The organism is Bradyrhizobium sp. HKCCYLRH2015, from assembly GCF_051168215.1.
Taxonomy (GTDB): Bacteria; Pseudomonadota; Alphaproteobacteria; order Rhizobiales; family Xanthobacteraceae; genus Bradyrhizobium.
Window position 1 is genome coordinate 271,191 of the sequence record NZ_JBNPUO010000009.1, and the last position, 17,093, is coordinate 288,283.

A 17,093-nucleotide genomic window follows, 5' to 3' on the forward strand; every position below is an offset into this window, starting at 1 on the left:
GACCGCGACATGTTGTGCCTGCGCCTGCACGAAGCCGGTCAGCAGATCAATCCCTGGGGTAGTCGCGCATTCGTCGCTGCTACTTGACGTAGCCGCGGGAATTGCAACAATGCGGCGAAAACGGGGAATTGGGATGACGGTGCGGCGGGCGATCCTTGGAACGGTACTTTCACTTCTGGCGCTGACGGCGATATCTGCGTTGAACGAGACTGCGCATGCGAAGGGGCCCTACGGCTCCGTCTCCGTGGCCGGTTGGTCGGGCGGCGCCTACACCGACGACAACACCGGGAAGTTCTCGAGCTGCATCGCATCCGCCAGCTACAAGAGCGGCATCAATTTCGGCGTTCTCGCGCTGCCGACCTACAACTGGGCTCTCGCCTTCATCCATCCTGGCTGGTCGCTCTCGCAGGGGCAGAAGTTTCCCATCGTGCTCAGCTTCGACGGGCGCAATTCCTACAATGTCGAGGGCTCGGTGTGGTCGGCCAACATGGTCGTCGTGCCGATGCCGAACGACTCCAGCCTGATCAAATCGTTCAGGGCGGCTCGGACGATGTCGGCCTTCGCGCAGGGCAACCTGTTCCAGTTCGATCTGAACGGCACGTCGGTGCTGCTGCCGTCGCTGGCGAATTGCGTGCGCATGATCAATGCCGGCGGATTGGCGGCAGCGACGAATTTCACGGTGCAGCCCGGTGCTCACTCGGCGCAGCGTCAGGCAGCTCCTGCCGGCGCCGCGCCCGCCGCAACCGCTAGCACGCAGCCGTCACGTGCCGCGGAGGATTCTCCCGAGCTGCAGTTGGAAGCGATGCAGATCGCCTCCAACTTCATCCTCAAGGCCTCGCTGTCGCATCCGGCCATTCTGGGCGGAGGCGAGCGGCCGGTGTGGCTGACATCGGGCGGGGTCGCCTGGAAGGCGGACAACGCCACCGGCTTCGTTCGGATCGTGCCGCCACAGCGCAATGTCGACGGCCTGGAAGTCGCTGCCACGATCATCGGCAACGACGCGCGCGACTGCAAGGGCAAGTTCATCTCGGCGCGCAACAGCGAGCTGGTCGACAGCGCCGTGGTGTTCCGCGGCATGTCCTCCTGCGAGGACAGCGAGAAATCGGATATCGCCGAATACTTCATCTTCCCGCGCAAGGCCGGCGGCTTCGTGCTGTTCTCGGTGGTCACGCCCACCAGGCCGGTCGGTGGCGGCGGTGGCCAGCAGCTGCAGACGCGCGAGGAGGCCAACGCCAATTTCCGCAAGGCGGCCTACACCTCGATCGGCAAGTAGGCCACTTCCTGTCGCGGAGCCGTCAGCGGCTCACCCTCGCGCCCGCTTCGGCCGCCTGATCGCGCGCACCTTGCCGCTGTCGCCGCCGCCGCAATACAGGGTCTCTTCGCCGTCGGATTCCATGCCGGAGACGCCGGTGCCGGCGGGCATGTCGAGCTGGTCGAGCACCTCGCCGGTGGCGGGATCGATGCGCCTGATGTCGCTGACGTCGTCCTCCCAGGTGCCGTGCCAGAGCTCGCCGTCGACCCAGGTGACGCCGGTGACGAAGCGCGTGCACGGAATGCTGCGCAGGATCTTTCCGGTCGCAGGGTCGATCTGGTGGATCTTGCGATCGCGATAGGCGCCGACCCAGAGCGATCCCTCGGCCCAGGCGAGCCCGGAATCGCCGCCGCCCGAGGGCGCCGGGATGGTCGCGAGCACGCGGCCATTGTCGGGATCGACCTTGTGAATGCGATCTTCCGCAATCTGATAGAGATGCCGGCCATCGAACGCCGTGCCGGCGTGAGAGGGGAGATCGATGGACGTCCGCACCGTGCCGTCGGCGGGATCGAACGCCTTGATGCTGCTGCCGGTCGCGATCCACACCTGCCGGCCGTCATAGCTGACGCCGTTGACGCGCTCGGCGCCGTCGAAGGGGCCGTACTCGCGAGTGATCTCCGCGGCTGCTCGTGTCATGTCTGCCATCCTCTGCTTCCGATGGACCCACGCTAGTCGAGCGACGACCACGCGGGGAGTAACAACGCCGTCGCGAATTCCGGCACGACCGGACAGGTCCAGCGTTGCGCGCGGCCGCGGCCGAACGACTGCACCTTCCCAGACGATGCGAGTTCGTCGAGGGCACGCTGCACCGTTCGCTGGCTTGCGCCCAGCGCCAGCGCGAGGCCGGAGCTCGACCAGGCCTCGCCATCGGCAAGGCAGGCGAGCACGGTGGCGTTGTCGTCCTCGATCGGCTGCGCCAGCACGACGACCTCGCGATCGTCACACGGCACCAGGGCGAAGCCGTCGCGCGTGGCATGGATCTCGGCGGGGCCTTGGAGCAACTGGCGCAGCCGTCCGATCTCGACGCGCAGGCGCGCGCGGTGCGACTCGTCGGCCTCCTTGCCGCGGAACGCATGCGCGATCAGCTCGGCCCGCGGCACGTCGTCGGGCGCTCCCTGGGCCAGTCGCCGGGCGAGTGCAAACAGCACCGGGCGCCGCGCCAGCGGCACGATCTGGCTCGCCTGGCGTACCGCCAGGCGGCAGGCATCGATGATCAGCCGGTCCGACCGCAACAGCCGCTCGACGTCGTCGAGCTGCAGCAGGCGTTCCTCGCCACGCCGGATCATCCGCGCCGCCGGTGCCGACAGCGCCGACGAGGCCCGCTCGATCTCCGCCCGGAGCTCGGGAATGCGGGCCTGCTGCGCCGACCGCGCGGCGCGTTCGAGCGCCGATCGCGCGGTCTTCGTTTGCAGCCGGCGCAGGGCCAGTCCGGCCACGATCAGTTCGTAGATCGTGCGGGCCGCCGGCAGCAGTGGCGAGGGATCGAGATCGGCGAGGCCACGCTCGGCGTCATCGAGGTGCCCGACCAGGACCATGCGCCTGATCTCGAGGCTGCGCGCATAGGCAGCGTTGGCGCGGTCGCCGTGCTGCTCCAGGGTCTCGCGCGCCGCCGCGAGCGACTTCGTCGGCCAGCCGAGGTCGCGCGCTGCAAGGGCGATCTCGGCCTCGGCGACGGCGCAGCGGGCGCGGGCCAGAACCGCCTTGGGACCGAAGCTTCGCGCGGCCTGCCGGAGCAGCGCCTTCGCGCGCCCGAAATCGCCAAGCCGCGCCATCGCGATGCCGCGCAGCGCCAGCGCCGGGGGATCATCGCGCAACGCGACCCGGTTCAATGCGCCGAGCGGATCGCCCGCGGCGAGCGCCTGCGCCGCCGCCGAGATCAGCGAGTCCATGCAAATCCCGCCATACTTGTCACTCCCGGTCGCTCTCCTGCCGATCCTAGTCTGAGCTGCGGTCAACACGCAAAAAGGATGACGACCATGACCATGCATATCACCGGAACGCGCGAAGATTGGTTGAAGGCCCGGCTCGACCTGCTGCAAGCCGAGAAGGAACTCACCCGCCGCAGCGACGAGGTGGCGGAACGCCGCCAGGCCCTGCCATGGGTGCGCGTCGACAAGGCCTATCGCTTCGACACCGAGGACGGGCCGGCGACGCTGCCAGACCTATTCAAGGGCCGCTCGCAGCTGCTCGTCTATCACTTCATGTTCGGCCCCGACTTCCAGGCGGGCTGCCCGTCGTGCTCGATGATTGCCGATGGCTTCAACGGCTTCCAGGTCCATCTCGCCAATCACGACGTGATGCTGTGGGCGGTGTCGCGCGCACCATTGGCGAAACTGAAAGCCTACAGGGCGCGCATGGGCTGGAGCTTCCCCTGGGCGTCATCGGCGAGCAGCGACTTCAATTTCGACTTCAACGTCGCGATCACCGAGGAGCAGCAGCGCCAGGGCGGCAGCGAGTACAATTATCGCACCAGTCCCCCGCTCGGGGCGTCCGATGTGCCGGCGATGGTGGCGGAGATTGCCGCCGGCGCCGGGACCGACGGCGCGACCTTCATGCGCGACCGGCCGGGCATGAGCGCCTTCGTCCTCGAGGATGGTGTCGTCTATCACACCTATTCGAGCTATGCCCGCGGCCTCGACGGCCTCTGGGGCGCCTATCAATGGCTCGATCGCGCGCCCAAGGGGCGCAACGAGCAGGGCGTCTGGTGGCGGCGCCACGACGAATACGGCACACGCTAAGGAGCAGAGCCATGGCGTTCTTCCCGACCAGGATGCGCGTGATGCCCGACATCGCCAATGGTCTCCGCTACGCTGCGGCGCCGACCTTCGCGCTGATGGCGGTGCTGAACGCCATGGCCCGCGACGGCCGATCAGACGTGATCTGCTCGGCCATGCCGGCGGGTGCGCCGCTCGGCGACATGACCGTGATGTATCTCCTGATGAGCGCGTTCCATCTGGTGCCGTGGTTGAAGCGAATTGGAGGAAGCCTCCATAGGAATCGATGCGATGTGAGCTGATCGTCGACGCAGCAGTGAGCTATGCAGCTAAGAGTGTCCTTGCGGAGAGAGACCCTCACCCAAGCGAGTGTATGGATGAGCCGGCGATGCCCTCTCCCACAAGGGGCGAGGGCACTGCATTGTGCAGTCTTGCCGCGGCCCCAATTGGAACGCGTCGCTCGAGATCGCTTCAAGCGCGGTGGCCACTACTGCGCCCTCCCCTTGTGGGAGAGGGCATGTACGACAGAGCGGCAAACGCGCTTGGGTGGGGGTCTGTCTCCGCGATCCCGCTCGCAGAGGCGGCGCTGAGCGAGGCCACTTAGCTGGCGGCCACTTCTCACGCCTCCGCCGCCACCTTCAGCGCTTCCGCGCGAATTTCTTCCACCAGCCGCTCCTTGAGCGCTACGAATTCCGGCGAGGTCTTGACCTTGTAGGAGCGCGGATGCGGCAGCTCGATCTTGATGTCGGCCTTGATGCGGCCGGGCCGCGCGCTCATCACCAGCACGCGGCTGCCAAGGAAGATCGCCTCCTCGATGTCGTGGGTCACGAACAGCACCGTCTTCTGGTCGCGCTCCCAGATGCCGAGCAGCATCTCCTGCATCAGCACGCGCGTCTGGTTGTCGAGCGCACCGAACGGCTCGTCGAGCAGCAGGATCTTCGGATCATTGGCGAGCGCGCGGGCGATCGCGCAGCGCTGCTGCATGCCGCCGGAGAGCTGCTTGGGCCAGTGGTTCTCAAAACCCTTGAGGCCGATCTGCTGGATGAAGCGGTCGGCGATCGCGTTGCGTTCACTCTCCGGCACGCCGCGTTCGCGCAGGCCAAAGGCGATGTTTTCGCGCACGGTGAGCCAGGGAAACAGCGTGTAGGACTGGAACACCATGCCGCGATCGGCGCCGGGCCCTGTCACTTCACGGCCATCGAGCAGCACCTTGCCGCTGGTCGGATGATCGAGCCCGGCGACGATGCGCAGCAAGGTCGACTTGCCGCAGCCGGAGGGCCCCAGGATCGTGACGAAGTCGTTGTTGCCGATCGTGAGTTCGACCGGCTCCAGCGCGCGCGTCGGCGCATGTCTCTGGCGGGCCGGGAAGATGCGCGTGACGTTGTCGATGACGAGCGTGGTCATGCCAGCTTCCACGGGAACAGCCAGGCGTTGAACGCCTTGAATAGGAAGTCCGAGATCAGCCCGATCAGGCCGATGACGATGATGCCGAAGATGATCTGCCCGGTGTTGAGCAGCGCCTGGCTGTCGGTGATCATGTGGCCGATGCCGGAGGACGAGCCGATCAGCTCGGCGACGATGACGTAGGTCCAGGCCCAGCCCAGCACGAGCCGCAGGATCTCGGCGATCTCAGGGGCCGCTGACGGCAGCAGCACCCGGCCGATGATGCCGCGATCGCTGGCACCGAGCGTATAGGCGGCTTCGACGAGATCGCGCCGCGTGTTGCCGACGGTCACCGTGATCATCAGGATGATCTGGAACACCGAGCCGATGAAGATGATCAGCAGCTTCTGCAGTTCGCCGATGCCGGCCCACAGGATCAGCAGCGGAATGAAGGCCGATGCCGGCAGATAGCGGGCGAACGAGACGAACGGCTCCAGGAACGCCTCGACCGGCTTGTAGGCGCCCATGAGCAGGCCCAGCGGAATGGCGATCACGGCCGCTAGCACGAAGCCGCCGACGACGCGCCAGACCGTCATGCCGATATCGTAGAGGAAGCCGAACTTGACCAGCAGATCCCAGCCCTCGTGCAGCATGGTCAAGGGATCGGCCAGGAAGGTCTTCGGCACGTAGCCGCCGAACGTCGCCAACGCCCACGCCGCGACGAACACGACGAAAAAGGCGAGGCCGAGCGCTGTTCTGGACCGGGCGCTGACGGGATCGAGAGGACGGATCACGGATCGGGCTTTCGGGTTGGATGCGGCCCGCGAGGTGACGCGGGCTGCGGATGGTGACCTCGAATGAGTGGGCTCAGGGGGCGGCGCCAATGCTGCGCACGATGCATCAAGCTCGTCATTGCGAGGAGCGAAGCGACGAAGCAATCCAGGGTCTCACCCTGGGCCCAGGATTGCTTCCGCCTTCGCTCTACGAGCTTCGGCGGACACGTCGCTTCGCTCGCAATGACGAAGTCACCCAGATCGCGCTTCTACTTGATGAAGCTCGCATCATAGAGATCCTCGATCTTCGGGATCTGCTTGATGATGCCGACCTCGAGCAGGAGCTCGGCCGCGTCCTTGTTGAAGGTCTTGAACTCGGTCTCGAAGAACTTCTGGCTCGCAGCCTTGTCCTGCCAGCGCAGATATTTGGCGGAATTGCCGAACTGATCGGCCGTCTGCTTCACATCGGCGCCCATGATCTCATAGGCCTTGGTCTGGTCCTTGGCGATCATGTCGAGCGCCTCGAAATAGCTGTCGGCGAGCGCCTTGGCGGCCTTCGGGTTCTCGGACAGGAATTTCGGCGTGCAGCCGAACGTGTCCATCACCATCGGATAGTCGAGCGTGGTGGCGATGATCTTGCCCTTGTCGGGGGCGGCGCGGACCGTCGAGAGATACGGCTCGTAGGTCATCGCGGCGTCGTTCTGGCCGGCGACGAAAGCCTGCGCGGCCGGGCCCGGCTCCATGTTGACGACGGTGACGTCCTTGATGCTCAGGCCGTTCTTCTTGAGCATCCAGGCCAGCCCGAAATAGGGCGAGGTGCCCGGCGCCGATGCTGCCACCGTCTTGCCCTTCAGGTCCTTGATCGAGGCGATGTCGTTGCGTACGGCCATGCCGTCGGCGCCGTAGCTCTTGTCGAGCTGGAAGATCTGCTTGGTGGCGACCCCGTTGGCGTTCCAGGAGATCCAGGTCTCGACCGTCGTCGCCGCGCACTGCACGTCGCCGGCGGCAATGGCGAGGTGGCGATCCTTCTGCGGGATCTTCTTGATGGTGACGTCGAGCCCGTTCTTCTTGAAGATGCCGGCCTCCTTCGCCAGCGTCAGCGGCGCGAAACCGGTCCAGCCGGAAATGCCGACGCCGACCTTGACGTCGTCGGCGTAGGCGGTCGTCGAGGCCAGGAGCGCGGCCGTTACTGCGAGAAGCCCTAGTCTGCGCATCGTCATCGTCCTTTGCTGTGAGAGGAAGCTTGTCGTGCGGCTCGCAGCCGTGATGGCTGCGATCTCCGCTTGTCTTTGCATGCGTGCTTGCAAATCCCGTGCTCAGATCGGGCGCGCATGAGCCGTCTCATTCGCTGCCCCTGAATCGTGCTACCAGGCGGTGCTGCTCGCCGGGATAGATCAGCCTGACAGCCGTGAGCGGCTGCCCCTTGCGCCAGGTGTGGCGCTCGATCACGAGGCAGGGTGCGCCGGTCGCGATGTCGAGACCTTCGGCAATTGTATCGTCGGCGACGATGGCGCTGATCGCGTGCTCAGCCTCGGTCCAGGGCACGTGATGCAGCAGCCATGAGCCTGGCGGATCGATCTTGAAGTCGGCCTTGGCCGCATCGGGCACCGCGTCGAGATCGATCAGGCGATCCTCGATTGCGAACGGGACGTTGTCGGCGCTGTGCCGGCAGCGGATCGCAATCACCTTGCACGGTTTCTTGACGCCGAGCCGCTCGCGATCGGCAGCATTGGCCGTGCGGCGGGTCGAGGAGATCAACTGATAGCCGTAGGCGCGGCCGAGCGCGCCGATCTCGGCGCGGATGTCGGGGATCTTCAGCACCGCCGACAGGAATTGCGGACGCCGCACGAACGTGCCGGCGCGACGTCGTCGTTCGATCAGGTCGGCCTGGGCGAGCTCTGAGAGCGCCTTGTTCACGGTCATGCGCGAGCAGCCGTAGCGCGCCATGATCTCGTGCTCGAACGGGATACGATGTCCGGGCGGCCATTCGCCGGTGAGGATGCGGCGCTCGATGTCCTGGCGGATCGTCTTGTAGAGCGTGCCGGCGCCCGGCTTGACGCGATCCTCGGCGAGGCTCATGCGAGCAGCCTCCGCACCGCCGTGTTGAAGCCGCGCCGGGCGGCCTCGCGCGAACGATGATGGCCGCCCTGGACGACCTTGGCGCCGCTCGCCCAGACACAGTCGATGGCGTCGTGCGATGTCGCGAAGATCCAGCCGTCGAGCAGCGCATCCTGCGTCCGCCCTGCGAGCGACGGATGCGACAGATCAAACGTGACGATATCGGCACGGCCTCCGACCTGGAGCCCGGCGTTGGATTGCGCCAGCGCCTGAGCGCCGCCGGCGAGAGCGGCATCAAACAGCGTTCGGCCCGTCGACGCATGCGGGCCCGACGTCAGCACGTTGCGCTCGCGATGCGTCAGCCGCTGACCGTATTCGAGCTGGCGCAACTCGTCGCTGACGCCGACCAGCACGTTCGAGTCAGTGCCCACGCCAATGCGCCCGTGCGCGCGCAGATAGTCGCGCGCCGGGAAGATGCCGTCGCCGAGGCTGGCTTCGGTGATCGGGCAAAGGCCGGCCGTCGCGCCGCTCCGCGCGAGCGCCGCCGTTTCGTCGGCCGTCATGTGCGTGGCGTGGATCAGGCACCAGCGCGCATCGACGGTGTGGTGATCGAGCAGCCATTGCACCGGACGCCGGCTCGACCAGGCGAGGCATTCCTCGACCTCTTTGACCTGCTCGGCGGCATGGATGTGGATCGGGCCGCCGTCCGCGAGCGGCAGCAGGGCCATCAACTCATCCGGTGCGACAGCGCGCAGGCTGTGCGGCGCGATGCCGAGATTGGCGCCACGAAGCGAGCTGATGGCCTTGCGCGAGGCCGTCAGCAGCGTGGCAAACTGATCGATATTGCAGATGAAGCGCCGCTGGCCGTCATGCGGCGCCGCGCCGCCGAAGCCGCCATGCGCATAGAAGCTCGGCAGCAGCGTCAGGCCGATTCCGGATGTCTGGGCAGCCGCGGCGATGCGCACCGCCATCTCGGCGATATCGGCGTAAGGCGTGCCGTCGCGATCGTGGTGCAGATAATGGAATTCGCCGACCCGCGTGAAGCCGCGCTCAAGCATCTCGACATAGAGCAGCGTCGCGACCGCCTCGACATCCTCGGGACGCATCGACAGCGCGAAGCGGTACATCGTCTCGCGCCACGTCCAGAACGTGTCGGTGGAATGTCCGCTGACCTCGGCAAGCCCGGCCATGCCGCGCTGGAACGCGTGGCTGTGCAGACTGGCGATGCCGGGGATCGCGACCTCGTGTTGCTCGTCTTCGGAGGTCGGAGGCACGCCCGCCGAGACCTGCGCGATCGCGCCGTTGCTGATGACGACCTGCACGTCCTCGGCCCAACCCGTGGGCAGAAGCGCGGATGCGAAGTGCAGTGACGCCATGTTTGATAAGCCCGCTGGACAGAACGGCGGAAGCGAGTTTATGTATAGACATATCGCCCGTCAAGCTTTCGTGAAGGTGGGAGGCAACATGGCCGAGCGTTTCGACCGGATCTGGCGCAATGCGCGGCTGGCAACGCTGCGCGAGAGCGCGGCTGGTCTTGGCGTGATCGAGCAGGGCGTGGTCGCTGCCCGCGACGGCCGCATCGTCTTTGCTGGTCCGCAATCGGATTTCCCGGCCGACGCTGACGCGCCTGAGCTGATCGAATGCGACGGCCGCTGGATCACGCCGGGCCTCGTCGACTGCCACACGCATCTTATTTACGGCGGCGACCGTGCTCACGAGTTCGAGTTGCGTCTGGCGGGCGCAAGCTATGAGGAGATCGCGCGGGCGGGCGGCGGCATCGTGTCCACCGTGGCCGCCACGCGCGCCGCGAGCGAAGAAGCGCTCATCGCCAGCGCGATGCCGCGGCTCGATGCGCTGATCGCCGAGGGCGTCACCACGATCGAGATCAAGTCCGGCTACGGCCTGGAGACCGCGACCGAGCTGCGGCAATTGTCTGCAGCCCGCGCGCTCGGTGGCAGGCGGCCCGTCTCCGTGCGCACCAGCTTTCTCGGCGCTCATGCGCTGCCGGTCGAAGCGGATGGCGACAGGGATCGCTATATCGATCTCGTCTGCAACGAGATGCTGCCGGCAGTCGCCAAGTCCGGGCTCGCTGATGCCGTCGATGCCTTCATGGAGACCATCGCCTTCTCAGCGGCGCAGGCGACGCGTGTCTTTGCCGCGGCCAAGATGCACGGTCTGCCGGTCAAGCTACATGCCGATCAGCTTTCCAATCTCGGCGGCGCGGCGCTTGCGGCCGAGTTCGGCGCGTTGTCGGCCGATCATCTCGAGCATACCGACGAGGCTGGCGCGGCCGCGATGGCCCGGAGCGGCACTGTCGCCGTGCTGCTGCCCGGCGCGTTCTATTTCATCCGCGAGACGCAGAAGCCGCAGGTCGATCTGTTCCGCAAGCACGGCGCGAAGCTCGCGCTCGCGACCGACTGCAATCCCGGCTCGTCGCCGCTGACATCCTTGTTGCTGGCCATGAACATGGCGGCGACGCTGTTCCGGATGACCGTCGACGAATGCATCGCCGGCGTGACGCGCGAAGGCGCGCGTGCCTTGGGCGTATTGGGCGAGACCGGCACGCTCGAAGCCGGCAAGCGGTGCGATCTGGCGATATGGGACATCGGCCGTCCTGCTGAAATCGTCTATCGCATGGGCTTCAATCCCCTTCATCAGCGCGTCTGGAGAGGGCGATGAGCACGATCGTTGCGGCGCCCGGCCGCGTCAGTCTCGACGACCTCGCGCACGTCTACGCGGGCGGGCCGCTTGCGCTCGATCCATCCTATTGGCCGCGTGTTGACGCTGCCGCGGCCATCGTCGCCAAGGCGGCGCAGGGCGCCGAGCCGGTCTATGGTATCAACACCGGCTTCGGCAAACTCGCCTCGAAACGCATCCCGCCGGAGCAGACCGCACAGCTCCAGCGCAACCTGATCCTGTCGCATTGCTGTGGTGTCGGGCCCGCCACGCCAGAGCCGGTCGTGCGGCTGATGATAGCGCTTAAAATCATCTCGCTCGGCCGCGGCGCCTCTGGCGTGCGCCGCGAGATCATCGAGCAATTGCAGGCGATGCTGGCGCAGGGTGTGTGTCCGTTTGTGCCACAGCAGGGCTCGGTCGGTGCGTCAGGCGATCTCGCGCCGCTCGCGCATATGACGGCGGTCATGATCGGGGAAGGCCAGGCCTTTCTTGACGGCCGGCTGGTGCCCGGGCGCGAGGCGCTCGCGTGTGCCGGACTTGCGCCGCTCACGCTCGGACCGAAGGAAGGGCTCGCGCTCATCAACGGCACGCAGTTCTCGACGGCCTATGCGCTCGCCGGCCTTTTCCGCGCGCATGATCTGCTCGACGCGGCGCTGGTGACGGGCGCGCTGTCGGTTGACGCCGCGATGGCGTCGACCGCGCCGTTCCGTCCTGAGATCCAGGCGCTACGCGGCCATCCCGGGCAGATCGCGGCTGGCCGCGTTCTGACCGTGCTGCTCGACGGCAGCGATATCCGCTTATCGCATCTCGAAGGCGACGAGCGCGTGCAGGATCCGTGTTGCCTGCGGTGCCAGCCGCAGGTCGCCGGCGCGGCGCTCGATCTGCTCACCCAGGCGGCGCGCACGCTCGTCACGGAAGCCAACGCCGTCACCGACAATCCGCTGGTGCTGGTCGAGACCGGCGAGATCATCTCGGGCGGCAATTTCCACGCCGAGCCAGTGGCGTTTGCCGCCGATCAGATCGCGCTGGCGCTGTCCGAGCTCGGCGCGATCAGCGAGCGGCGCATCGCGACGCTGGTCGACCCCGCGCTGAATTTCGGCCTGCCGCCGTTCCTGACGCCGGAGCCCGGACTCAATTCCGGTTTCATGATCGCGGAGGTGACGGCGGCAGCGCTATTTGCCGAGAACAAGCAGCGCGCGCTGCCCTGCTCGATCGACTCCACGCCGACCAGTGCCAATCAGGAAGATCACGTCTCGATGGCCGCGCACGCGGCGCGGCGGCTGCACGACATGGCAGACAATCTCGCTGCGATCATCGGCATCGAGCTGCTCGTCGCCGCCCAAGGCATCGAGCTGCGAGCGCCGCACAGTACCAGCGCGGCGCTGTCTGCTGTCATTGCCGCGCTTCGCGCGCATGTGCCGGCGCTGGAGCACGACCGCTACATGGCCGACGATCTCGCCAAGGCCGCCGCGCTTGTCAGCGGCGGTGTGCTGGCCGGGGTTGCGACGCATGCACTCGGACGCGATCCGTTCCCCAAGCTTGGATGAGAGGGACCCATGAACCGACGCCTGGACAATGAGCGGGTGATCCGCGCGCCCCATGGCAGCGAGATCAGCGCCAAGAGCTGGCTCACCGAAGCGCCGCTGCGCATGCTGATGAACAATCTCGATCCTGACGTGGCCGAGAAGCCCAGCGAACTGATCGTCTATGGCGGCATCGGCCGCGCCGCGCGCGACTGGGACAGCTTTGATCGCATCGTTGCCTCCTTGCGCAAGCTCGAAGCCGATCAGACGCTTGTCGTGCAGTCCGGCAAGCCGGTCGGCATCTTTCGTACGCACCCGGACGCGCCGCGCGTCCTGATCGCCAACTCCAACATCGTGCCGCATTGGGCGACGCTCGATCACTTCAACGCGCTCGATAAAATGGGCCTGATGATGTACGGCCAGATGACGGCGGGGTCCTGGATCTACATCGGCAGCCAGGGCATCGTGCAGGGCACCTACGAGACCTTCGTCGAGGTCGGCCGACGCCACTACAATGGCGATCTCGCCGGCAAATGGATTCTGACCGCTGGCCTCGGGGGCATGGGCGGTGCGCAGCCATTGGCCGCGACGATGGCTGGCGCTTCGATGCTCGCGGTCGAATGCCAGCCGAGCCGCATCGAGATGCGGCTGCGCACCGGCTATCTCGATCGCCAGGCCGCCTCGCTCGACGAGGCCCTGGCGCTCATGGCCGAGGCTGCCAGCACCAAGAAGGCGGTGTCCGTCGGCCTGCTTGGCAACGCCGCCGAGATCTTTCCGGAGCTGGTGCGCCGTGGCGTCCGTCCCGACATCGTCACCGATCAGACCAGCGCGCACGATCCGATCAACGGCTATCTGCCCAAGGGTTGGACGCTCGCCGAATGGGAGGCCAAGCGAGCGTCTGATCCCAAGGCGGTGGAGCTGGCGTCCAAGACGTCGATGGTCGGCCACGTCCAGGCCATGCTGGATTTTCACGCCATGGGCATTCCGACGCTCGACTATGGCAACAACATCCGCCAGATGGCCAAGGACATGGGCCTTGCCAATGCGTTCGACTTTCCGGGCTTCGTGCCGGCCTATATCCGTCCGCTGTTCTGCCGCGGCATCGGCCCGTTCCGCTGGGCGGCTTTGTCCGGCGATCCCGAGGACATCTACAAGACGGACGCCAAGGTGAAGGAGCTGCTGCCCGACAACAAGCATCTGCACAACTGGCTCGACATGGCGAGGCAGCGCATCAAGTTCCAGGGCCTGCCGGCGCGGATCTGCTGGGTCGGGCTCGGCGACCGCCATCGCCTCGGGCTTGCCTTCAACGAGATGGTGGCCCGCGGCGAATTGAAGGCGCCGATCGTGATCGGCCGGGACCATCTCGATTCCGGCTCGGTGGCGAGTCCGAACCGCGAGACTGAGGCGATGAAGGACGGCTCCGACGCCGTGTCGGATTGGCCGCTGCTCAACGCACTGCTCAATTGTGCGAGCGGCGCCACCTGGGTGTCGCTGCATCATGGCGGCGGCGTCGGCATCGGCTATTCGCAGCATGCCGGCATGGTGATCGTCGCCGACGGCACGGCGGACGCGGCGCGGCGGCTGGAGCGCGTGCTGTGGAACGATCCGGCCACCGGCGTGATGCGCCACGCCGATGCCGGCTATGAGGACGCGATCGCCTGCGCCGACGCCAATGGTCTCGATCTGCCGAGCCTCGTCCGTTGAAGCGCTGATGGGTTGAAGAGCGGCCCCTGATTGTGGTCTCATGCTGGCAACGCGGCGGGAACGCGTCGCGGCGCAGGGGACGCTCATGGGAATCGCCTTTCCGTTCTCGGCCATCGTCGGCCAGGACGAGATGAAGCTGGCGCTGATGATCGCTGCCGTCGATCCGAAGGTTGGCGGCGTGCTGGCCTTTGGCGATCGCGGCGCCGGAAAATCCACCGCGGTGCGCGCGCTCGCCGCGCTCTTGCCGCCGATGAGCGCCGTGATCGGCTGTCCCTATCAATGCGATCCGGCCGACGTCGCCGCGCAATGCGCCGCGTGCCGCGCGCGCTCCAAGCCGAGCGGCAAGGCGAAAAAGCCGGCGGCGTTGAAGGCGCATCAGGTGCCGGTTCCGGTCATCGACCTGCCGCTCGGGGCCACCGAGGACCGCGTCGTCGGCGCGCTCGATCTGGAGCGTGCGCTGGCTCATGGCGAGAAATCGTTCGAGCCGGGGTTGCTTGCGCGCGCCAACAGAGGCTTTCTCTATATCGACGAGGTCAATCTGCTGGAGGATCATCTCGTCGATCTTCTGCTCGACGTCGCCGCCTCCGGCGAGAACGTCGTCGAGCGCGATGGCCTCAGCATCCGCCATCCGGCGCGCGTGGTGCTGGTCGGGACCGGTAATCCGGAGGAGGGCGAGCTGCGGCCGCAACTGCTCGATCGCTTCGGTCTCTCGGTCGAGGTCAAGACGCCCGCTGACCTGCCGACGCGCATCGAGGTGATCAAGCGGCGTGACGCGTTCGAGACAAATCCCACGGCGTTCGTCGGGCATTGGGAGAAGGAGGAGGCCAAGCAGCGCAAGCGCATCCTGGCCGCGCGCGAGCACATCGGCTCGGTGAAAGTCGCCGATCGCGAGCTGGAGCAGGCGGCGCGGCTGTGCATGGCGCTCGGCACCGATGGCCTGCGCGGCGAGCTCACCTTGATGCGTGCGGCGCGCGCCGCGGCGGCGCTGGACGGCGTTAAGGCGGTCGATGACGGCCATCTCAAGACGGTGGCGCCGATGGCGCTGCGGCACCGCCTCAGGCGCAATCCGCTCGACGATTCCGGCTCGTCGGTGCGCGTCGAGCGCGCGCTCAATGAGCTGTTCGCATCGTGAGCGACGGCGCCGCGATCTGGGCCGATGCGATGATCGCGGCTGCGCTGGCGGCGATCGATCCGGCGGCTGCGTCGGTGCTGTTGCGTGCGGGCGCCGGCCCGGTGCGCGATCAGTGGCTCGATCTGTTGCACGAATTGATGCCGTCGTCGACGCCTTTGCGCAAGCTGCCGCCGTCGATCTCCGACGATCGCCTGCTTGGCGGCCTCGATCTTGCCGCGACCTTGCAGGCGGGGCGGCCGGTGCTGCAACGTGGGCTGCTCGCCGATGCCGATGGCGGCGGGCTGATCGCCGTGATGGCCGAGCGCATGTCGCAGTCGACGGTCGCACATCTCTGTGTTGCCCTCGACACCGGGGCTATCAGCATCGAGCGCGATGGCATGTCGCTGCGCGCGCCGGCTCGGCTCGGACTGATTGCACTCGACGAGGGCATCGGTGATGAGCGCGTGTCGCCTGCCTTGGCCGACCGCCTGGCCTGCCATCTCGATCTCAGCAAAGTTGCGCGCGTCGATCTCGGCGAGAGCCTGTTCGACTCGTCCGACATCGCAGCAGCGCGTGCGCTGCTGCCGCAGGTCCGTTTGCCGGACGAGGCGATCGCGGCGCTGACGACGACGGCCTGTGCGCTCGGCATCGACTCGCTGCGCGCGCCGTTGCTCGCCTGTCGCGTCGCGCGCATCGCAGCGGCGCTTGATGGCAAGGTCGAAGTCGCAGACTCGCACGTCGCCTGCGCCGCGCGGCTGGTGCTGGCGCCGCGCGCCACCCGGCTGCCTGCAGCGGATGACGAGACCGAGAACAGCGAGGCGCCGGAGCCCGAGAATGAGTCGGCCGAGAGTGAGGACGACGACCGCAGCGAGAACGGTCCGCTCGAGGATCGCGTGCTCGAAGCGGCGCAGGCGGCCATTCCACTCGACCTGCTGAAGCGGCTGCAGGAGGAACGCGCCACCCGTTTCCGCAGCAGCAGCGTCAGCAAGCAGGGCACCGCTCAGAAGGCGCCGAAGCGCGGCCGTCCGATCGGCGCGCGACGCGGCGAATGGCGCGCCGGGGCGCGGCTCAACGTGCTCGAGACCTTGCGCGCGGCAGCGCCGTGGCAGCCGCTGCGGCGGCGGACGCAACGTTCCGGCAAGAGCGGCCGGCTGATCGTGCACAAGGACGACATTCGCATCACCCGCTTCAAGCAGCGCTCGGGCACCACGACGATCTTCGTCGTCGATGCCTCCGGCTCGTCGGCCTTGCAGCGCCTTGCCGAAGTCAAGGGCGCGGTCGAGCTGCTGCTCGCCGAATGCTACATCCGCCGCGACGAGGTCGCGCTGATCGCGTTTCGCGGCAAGGGCGCCGAGCTCTTGCTGCCGCCGACGCGCTCGCTGACGCGCGCCAAGCGCAGTCTCGCGGCGCTGCCCGGCGGCGGCGGCACGCCGCTGTCGGCGGCGATCTTCGCCGCGACCGAGCTCGCGCTCGCCGTGAAGGCCAAGGGCCAGGCGCCGACCATCGTGCTGATGACCGACGGCCGGGCCAATGTCGCGCGCGATGGCGGCGGCCGCAGCGAGGCCGAGGCGGAGGCGCTGGTCGCTGCGAAGCAGCTCGCGCTGACCGGCATTCCGGTCGTGCTGGTCGATTCCTCGCCTCGCCCGCAGGACAAGGCCGCGCAGCTCGCCGGTGCGATGCAAGCGCGTTACGTCGCGCTGCCTCATGCCGATGCCGCACGGTTGTCGCAGGCCGTCATGGCGCAAGCCGGCCGCGGCTGACGGCGCTGGAACCCGCGGCGTCAAGCGGCGTTCCAACGGTGACTGACAAGACGTTCGGTCATCGCTATGCTCGTCCCGG

General features: G+C 67.2%; 15 protein-coding genes. 8 read left to right on the forward strand and 7 right to left on the reverse strand.

What is annotated here, in order from left to right:
• The first annotated feature begins 133 nt into the window (after window positions 1-133).
• Window positions 134-1,273, forward strand: coding sequence for a hypothetical protein (locus tag ACQR1H_RS24310; RefSeq protein WP_316237543.1), 1,140 nt, complete (start codon window positions 134-136; stop codon window positions 1,271-1,273).
• A gap of 30 nt (window positions 1,274-1,303) precedes the next feature.
• On the opposite strand, the gene ACQR1H_RS24315 is transcribed toward ACQR1H_RS24310, so the two are convergent.
• Both ACQR1H_RS24315 and ACQR1H_RS24320 read right to left on the reverse strand, forming a co-directional pair.
• On the reverse strand, window positions 1,304-1,948 hold the full coding sequence (locus tag ACQR1H_RS24315) for a Vgb family protein (protein ID WP_434908296.1): 645 nt from the start codon (window positions 1,946-1,948) through the stop codon (window positions 1,304-1,306).
• A gap of 32 nt (window positions 1,949-1,980) precedes the next feature.
• Window positions 1,981-3,201 carry a helix-turn-helix domain-containing protein gene (locus tag ACQR1H_RS24320; RefSeq protein WP_434908297.1) on the reverse strand — a complete coding sequence of 407 codons (1,221 nt, stop codon included), beginning with the start codon at window positions 3,199-3,201 and terminating at the stop codon, window positions 1,981-1,983.
• Window positions 3,202-3,288: 87 nt separating this feature from the next.
• Here ACQR1H_RS24320 and ACQR1H_RS24325 point away from each other — a divergent pair, with 87 nt between their 5' ends.
• The gene (locus ACQR1H_RS24325) at window positions 3,289-4,050 is read left to right on the forward strand and encodes a DUF899 domain-containing protein (RefSeq protein WP_434908298.1); all 762 of its coding nucleotides are present in this window, start codon (window positions 3,289-3,291) and stop codon (window positions 4,048-4,050) included.
• A gap of 11 nt (window positions 4,051-4,061) precedes the next feature.
• A complete protein-coding gene (locus ACQR1H_RS24330) occupies window positions 4,062-4,328 on the forward strand; it encodes a hypothetical protein (RefSeq protein ID WP_315803420.1) in 267 nt (88 codons plus the stop codon).
• Window positions 4,329-4,644: 316 nt separating this feature from the next.
• On the opposite strand, the gene ACQR1H_RS24335 is transcribed toward ACQR1H_RS24330, so the two are convergent.
• From ACQR1H_RS24335 to ACQR1H_RS24355, 5 genes are all read right to left on the reverse strand, one after another.
• Window positions 4,645-5,430, reverse strand: a complete 786-nt coding sequence (locus ACQR1H_RS24335; protein WP_434887207.1) for an ABC transporter ATP-binding protein — start codon at window positions 5,428-5,430, stop codon at window positions 4,645-4,647.
• Window positions 5,427-6,200, reverse strand: coding sequence for an ABC transporter permease (locus ACQR1H_RS24340; protein ID WP_315803502.1), 774 nt, complete (start codon window positions 6,198-6,200; stop codon window positions 5,427-5,429). The genes ACQR1H_RS24335 and ACQR1H_RS24340 overlap by 4 nt, the downstream gene beginning before the upstream one ends.
• Window positions 6,201-6,451: 251 nt before the next feature.
• Window positions 6,452-7,396, reverse strand: a complete 945-nt coding sequence (locus ACQR1H_RS24345) for an ABC transporter substrate-binding protein (protein WP_315803422.1) — start codon at window positions 7,394-7,396, stop codon at window positions 6,452-6,454.
• A gap of 127 nt (window positions 7,397-7,523) precedes the next feature.
• Window positions 7,524-8,261 carry a histidine utilization repressor gene (gene hutC / locus ACQR1H_RS24350; RefSeq protein ID WP_315803423.1) on the reverse strand — a complete coding sequence of 246 codons (738 nt, stop codon included), beginning with the start codon at window positions 8,259-8,261 and terminating at the stop codon, window positions 7,524-7,526.
• Window positions 8,258-9,616, reverse strand: coding sequence for a formimidoylglutamate deiminase (locus tag ACQR1H_RS24355; RefSeq protein ID WP_434908299.1), 1,359 nt, complete (start codon window positions 9,614-9,616; stop codon window positions 8,258-8,260). Before ACQR1H_RS24355 ends, hutC begins: the two co-directional genes overlap by 4 nt.
• 88 nt (window positions 9,617-9,704) lie before the next feature.
• On the opposite strand from ACQR1H_RS24355, the gene hutI reads away from it, so the two are divergent.
• The 5 genes from hutI (at window position 9,705) to ACQR1H_RS24380 (ending at window position 17,014) form a co-directional block, all read left to right on the forward strand.
• Entirely contained in the window at window positions 9,705-10,919 is a 1,215-nt protein-coding gene (gene hutI, locus ACQR1H_RS24360; RefSeq protein ID WP_434908300.1) for an imidazolonepropionase, read from the forward strand.
• Window positions 10,916-12,463 carry a histidine ammonia-lyase gene (gene hutH, locus ACQR1H_RS24365; RefSeq protein WP_434908301.1) on the forward strand — a complete coding sequence of 516 codons (1,548 nt, stop codon included), beginning with the start codon at window positions 10,916-10,918 and terminating at the stop codon, window positions 12,461-12,463. Before hutI ends, hutH begins: the two co-directional genes overlap by 4 nt.
• A 9-nt stretch (window positions 12,464-12,472) precedes the next feature.
• Window positions 12,473-14,143 (forward strand): urocanate hydratase, encoded by a 1,671-nt coding sequence (hutU, locus tag ACQR1H_RS24370; protein ID WP_434908302.1) that lies wholly within the window; start codon window positions 12,473-12,475, stop codon window positions 14,141-14,143.
• 85 nt (window positions 14,144-14,228) lie between these two features.
• Window positions 14,229-15,275: a magnesium chelatase ATPase subunit I gene (bchI, locus tag ACQR1H_RS24375; protein ID WP_434845583.1), complete on the forward strand. Its 1,047-nt coding sequence runs from the start codon at window positions 14,229-14,231 to the stop codon at window positions 15,273-15,275.
• The gene (locus ACQR1H_RS24380; RefSeq protein WP_434908303.1) at window positions 15,272-17,014 is read left to right on the forward strand and encodes a magnesium chelatase subunit D; all 1,743 of its coding nucleotides are present in this window, start codon (window positions 15,272-15,274) and stop codon (window positions 17,012-17,014) included. Before bchI ends, ACQR1H_RS24380 begins: the two co-directional genes overlap by 4 nt.
• Window positions 17,015-17,093: the final 79 nt, after the last annotated feature.

Bases quoted from the DNA above. Each gene is read 5' to 3' on its own strand.
- ACQR1H_RS24310 (WP_316237543.1), top strand. From the start codon at position 134: ATGACGGTGCGGCGGGCGATCCTTGGAACGGTACTTTCACTTCTGGCG.
- ACQR1H_RS24315 (WP_434908296.1), bottom strand. From the start codon at position 1,948: ATGACACGAGCAGCCGCGGAGATCACTCGCGAGTACGGCCCCTTCGAC.
- ACQR1H_RS24320 (WP_434908297.1), bottom strand. From the start codon at position 3,201: ATGGACTCGCTGATCTCGGCGGCGGCGCAGGCGCTCGCCGCGGGCGAT.
- ACQR1H_RS24325 (WP_434908298.1), top strand. From the start codon at position 3,289: ATGACCATGCATATCACCGGAACGCGCGAAGATTGGTTGAAGGCCCGG.
- ACQR1H_RS24330 (WP_315803420.1), top strand. From the start codon at position 4,062: ATGGCGTTCTTCCCGACCAGGATGCGCGTGATGCCCGACATCGCCAAT.
- ACQR1H_RS24335 (WP_434887207.1), bottom strand. From the start codon at position 5,430: ATGACCACGCTCGTCATCGACAACGTCACGCGCATCTTCCCGGCCCGC.
- ACQR1H_RS24345 (WP_315803422.1), bottom strand. From the start codon at position 7,396: ATGCGCAGACTAGGGCTTCTCGCAGTAACGGCCGCGCTCCTGGCCTCG.
- hutC (WP_315803423.1), bottom strand. From the start codon at position 8,261: ATGAGCCTCGCCGAGGATCGCGTCAAGCCGGGCGCCGGCACGCTCTAC.
- ACQR1H_RS24355 (WP_434908299.1), bottom strand. From the start codon at position 9,616: ATGGCGTCACTGCACTTCGCATCCGCGCTTCTGCCCACGGGTTGGGCC.
- hutI (WP_434908300.1), top strand. From the start codon at position 9,705: ATGGCCGAGCGTTTCGACCGGATCTGGCGCAATGCGCGGCTGGCAACG.
- hutH (WP_434908301.1), top strand. From the start codon at position 10,916: ATGAGCACGATCGTTGCGGCGCCCGGCCGCGTCAGTCTCGACGACCTC.
- hutU (WP_434908302.1), top strand. From the start codon at position 12,473: ATGAACCGACGCCTGGACAATGAGCGGGTGATCCGCGCGCCCCATGGC.
- bchI (WP_434845583.1), top strand. From the start codon at position 14,229: ATGGGAATCGCCTTTCCGTTCTCGGCCATCGTCGGCCAGGACGAGATG.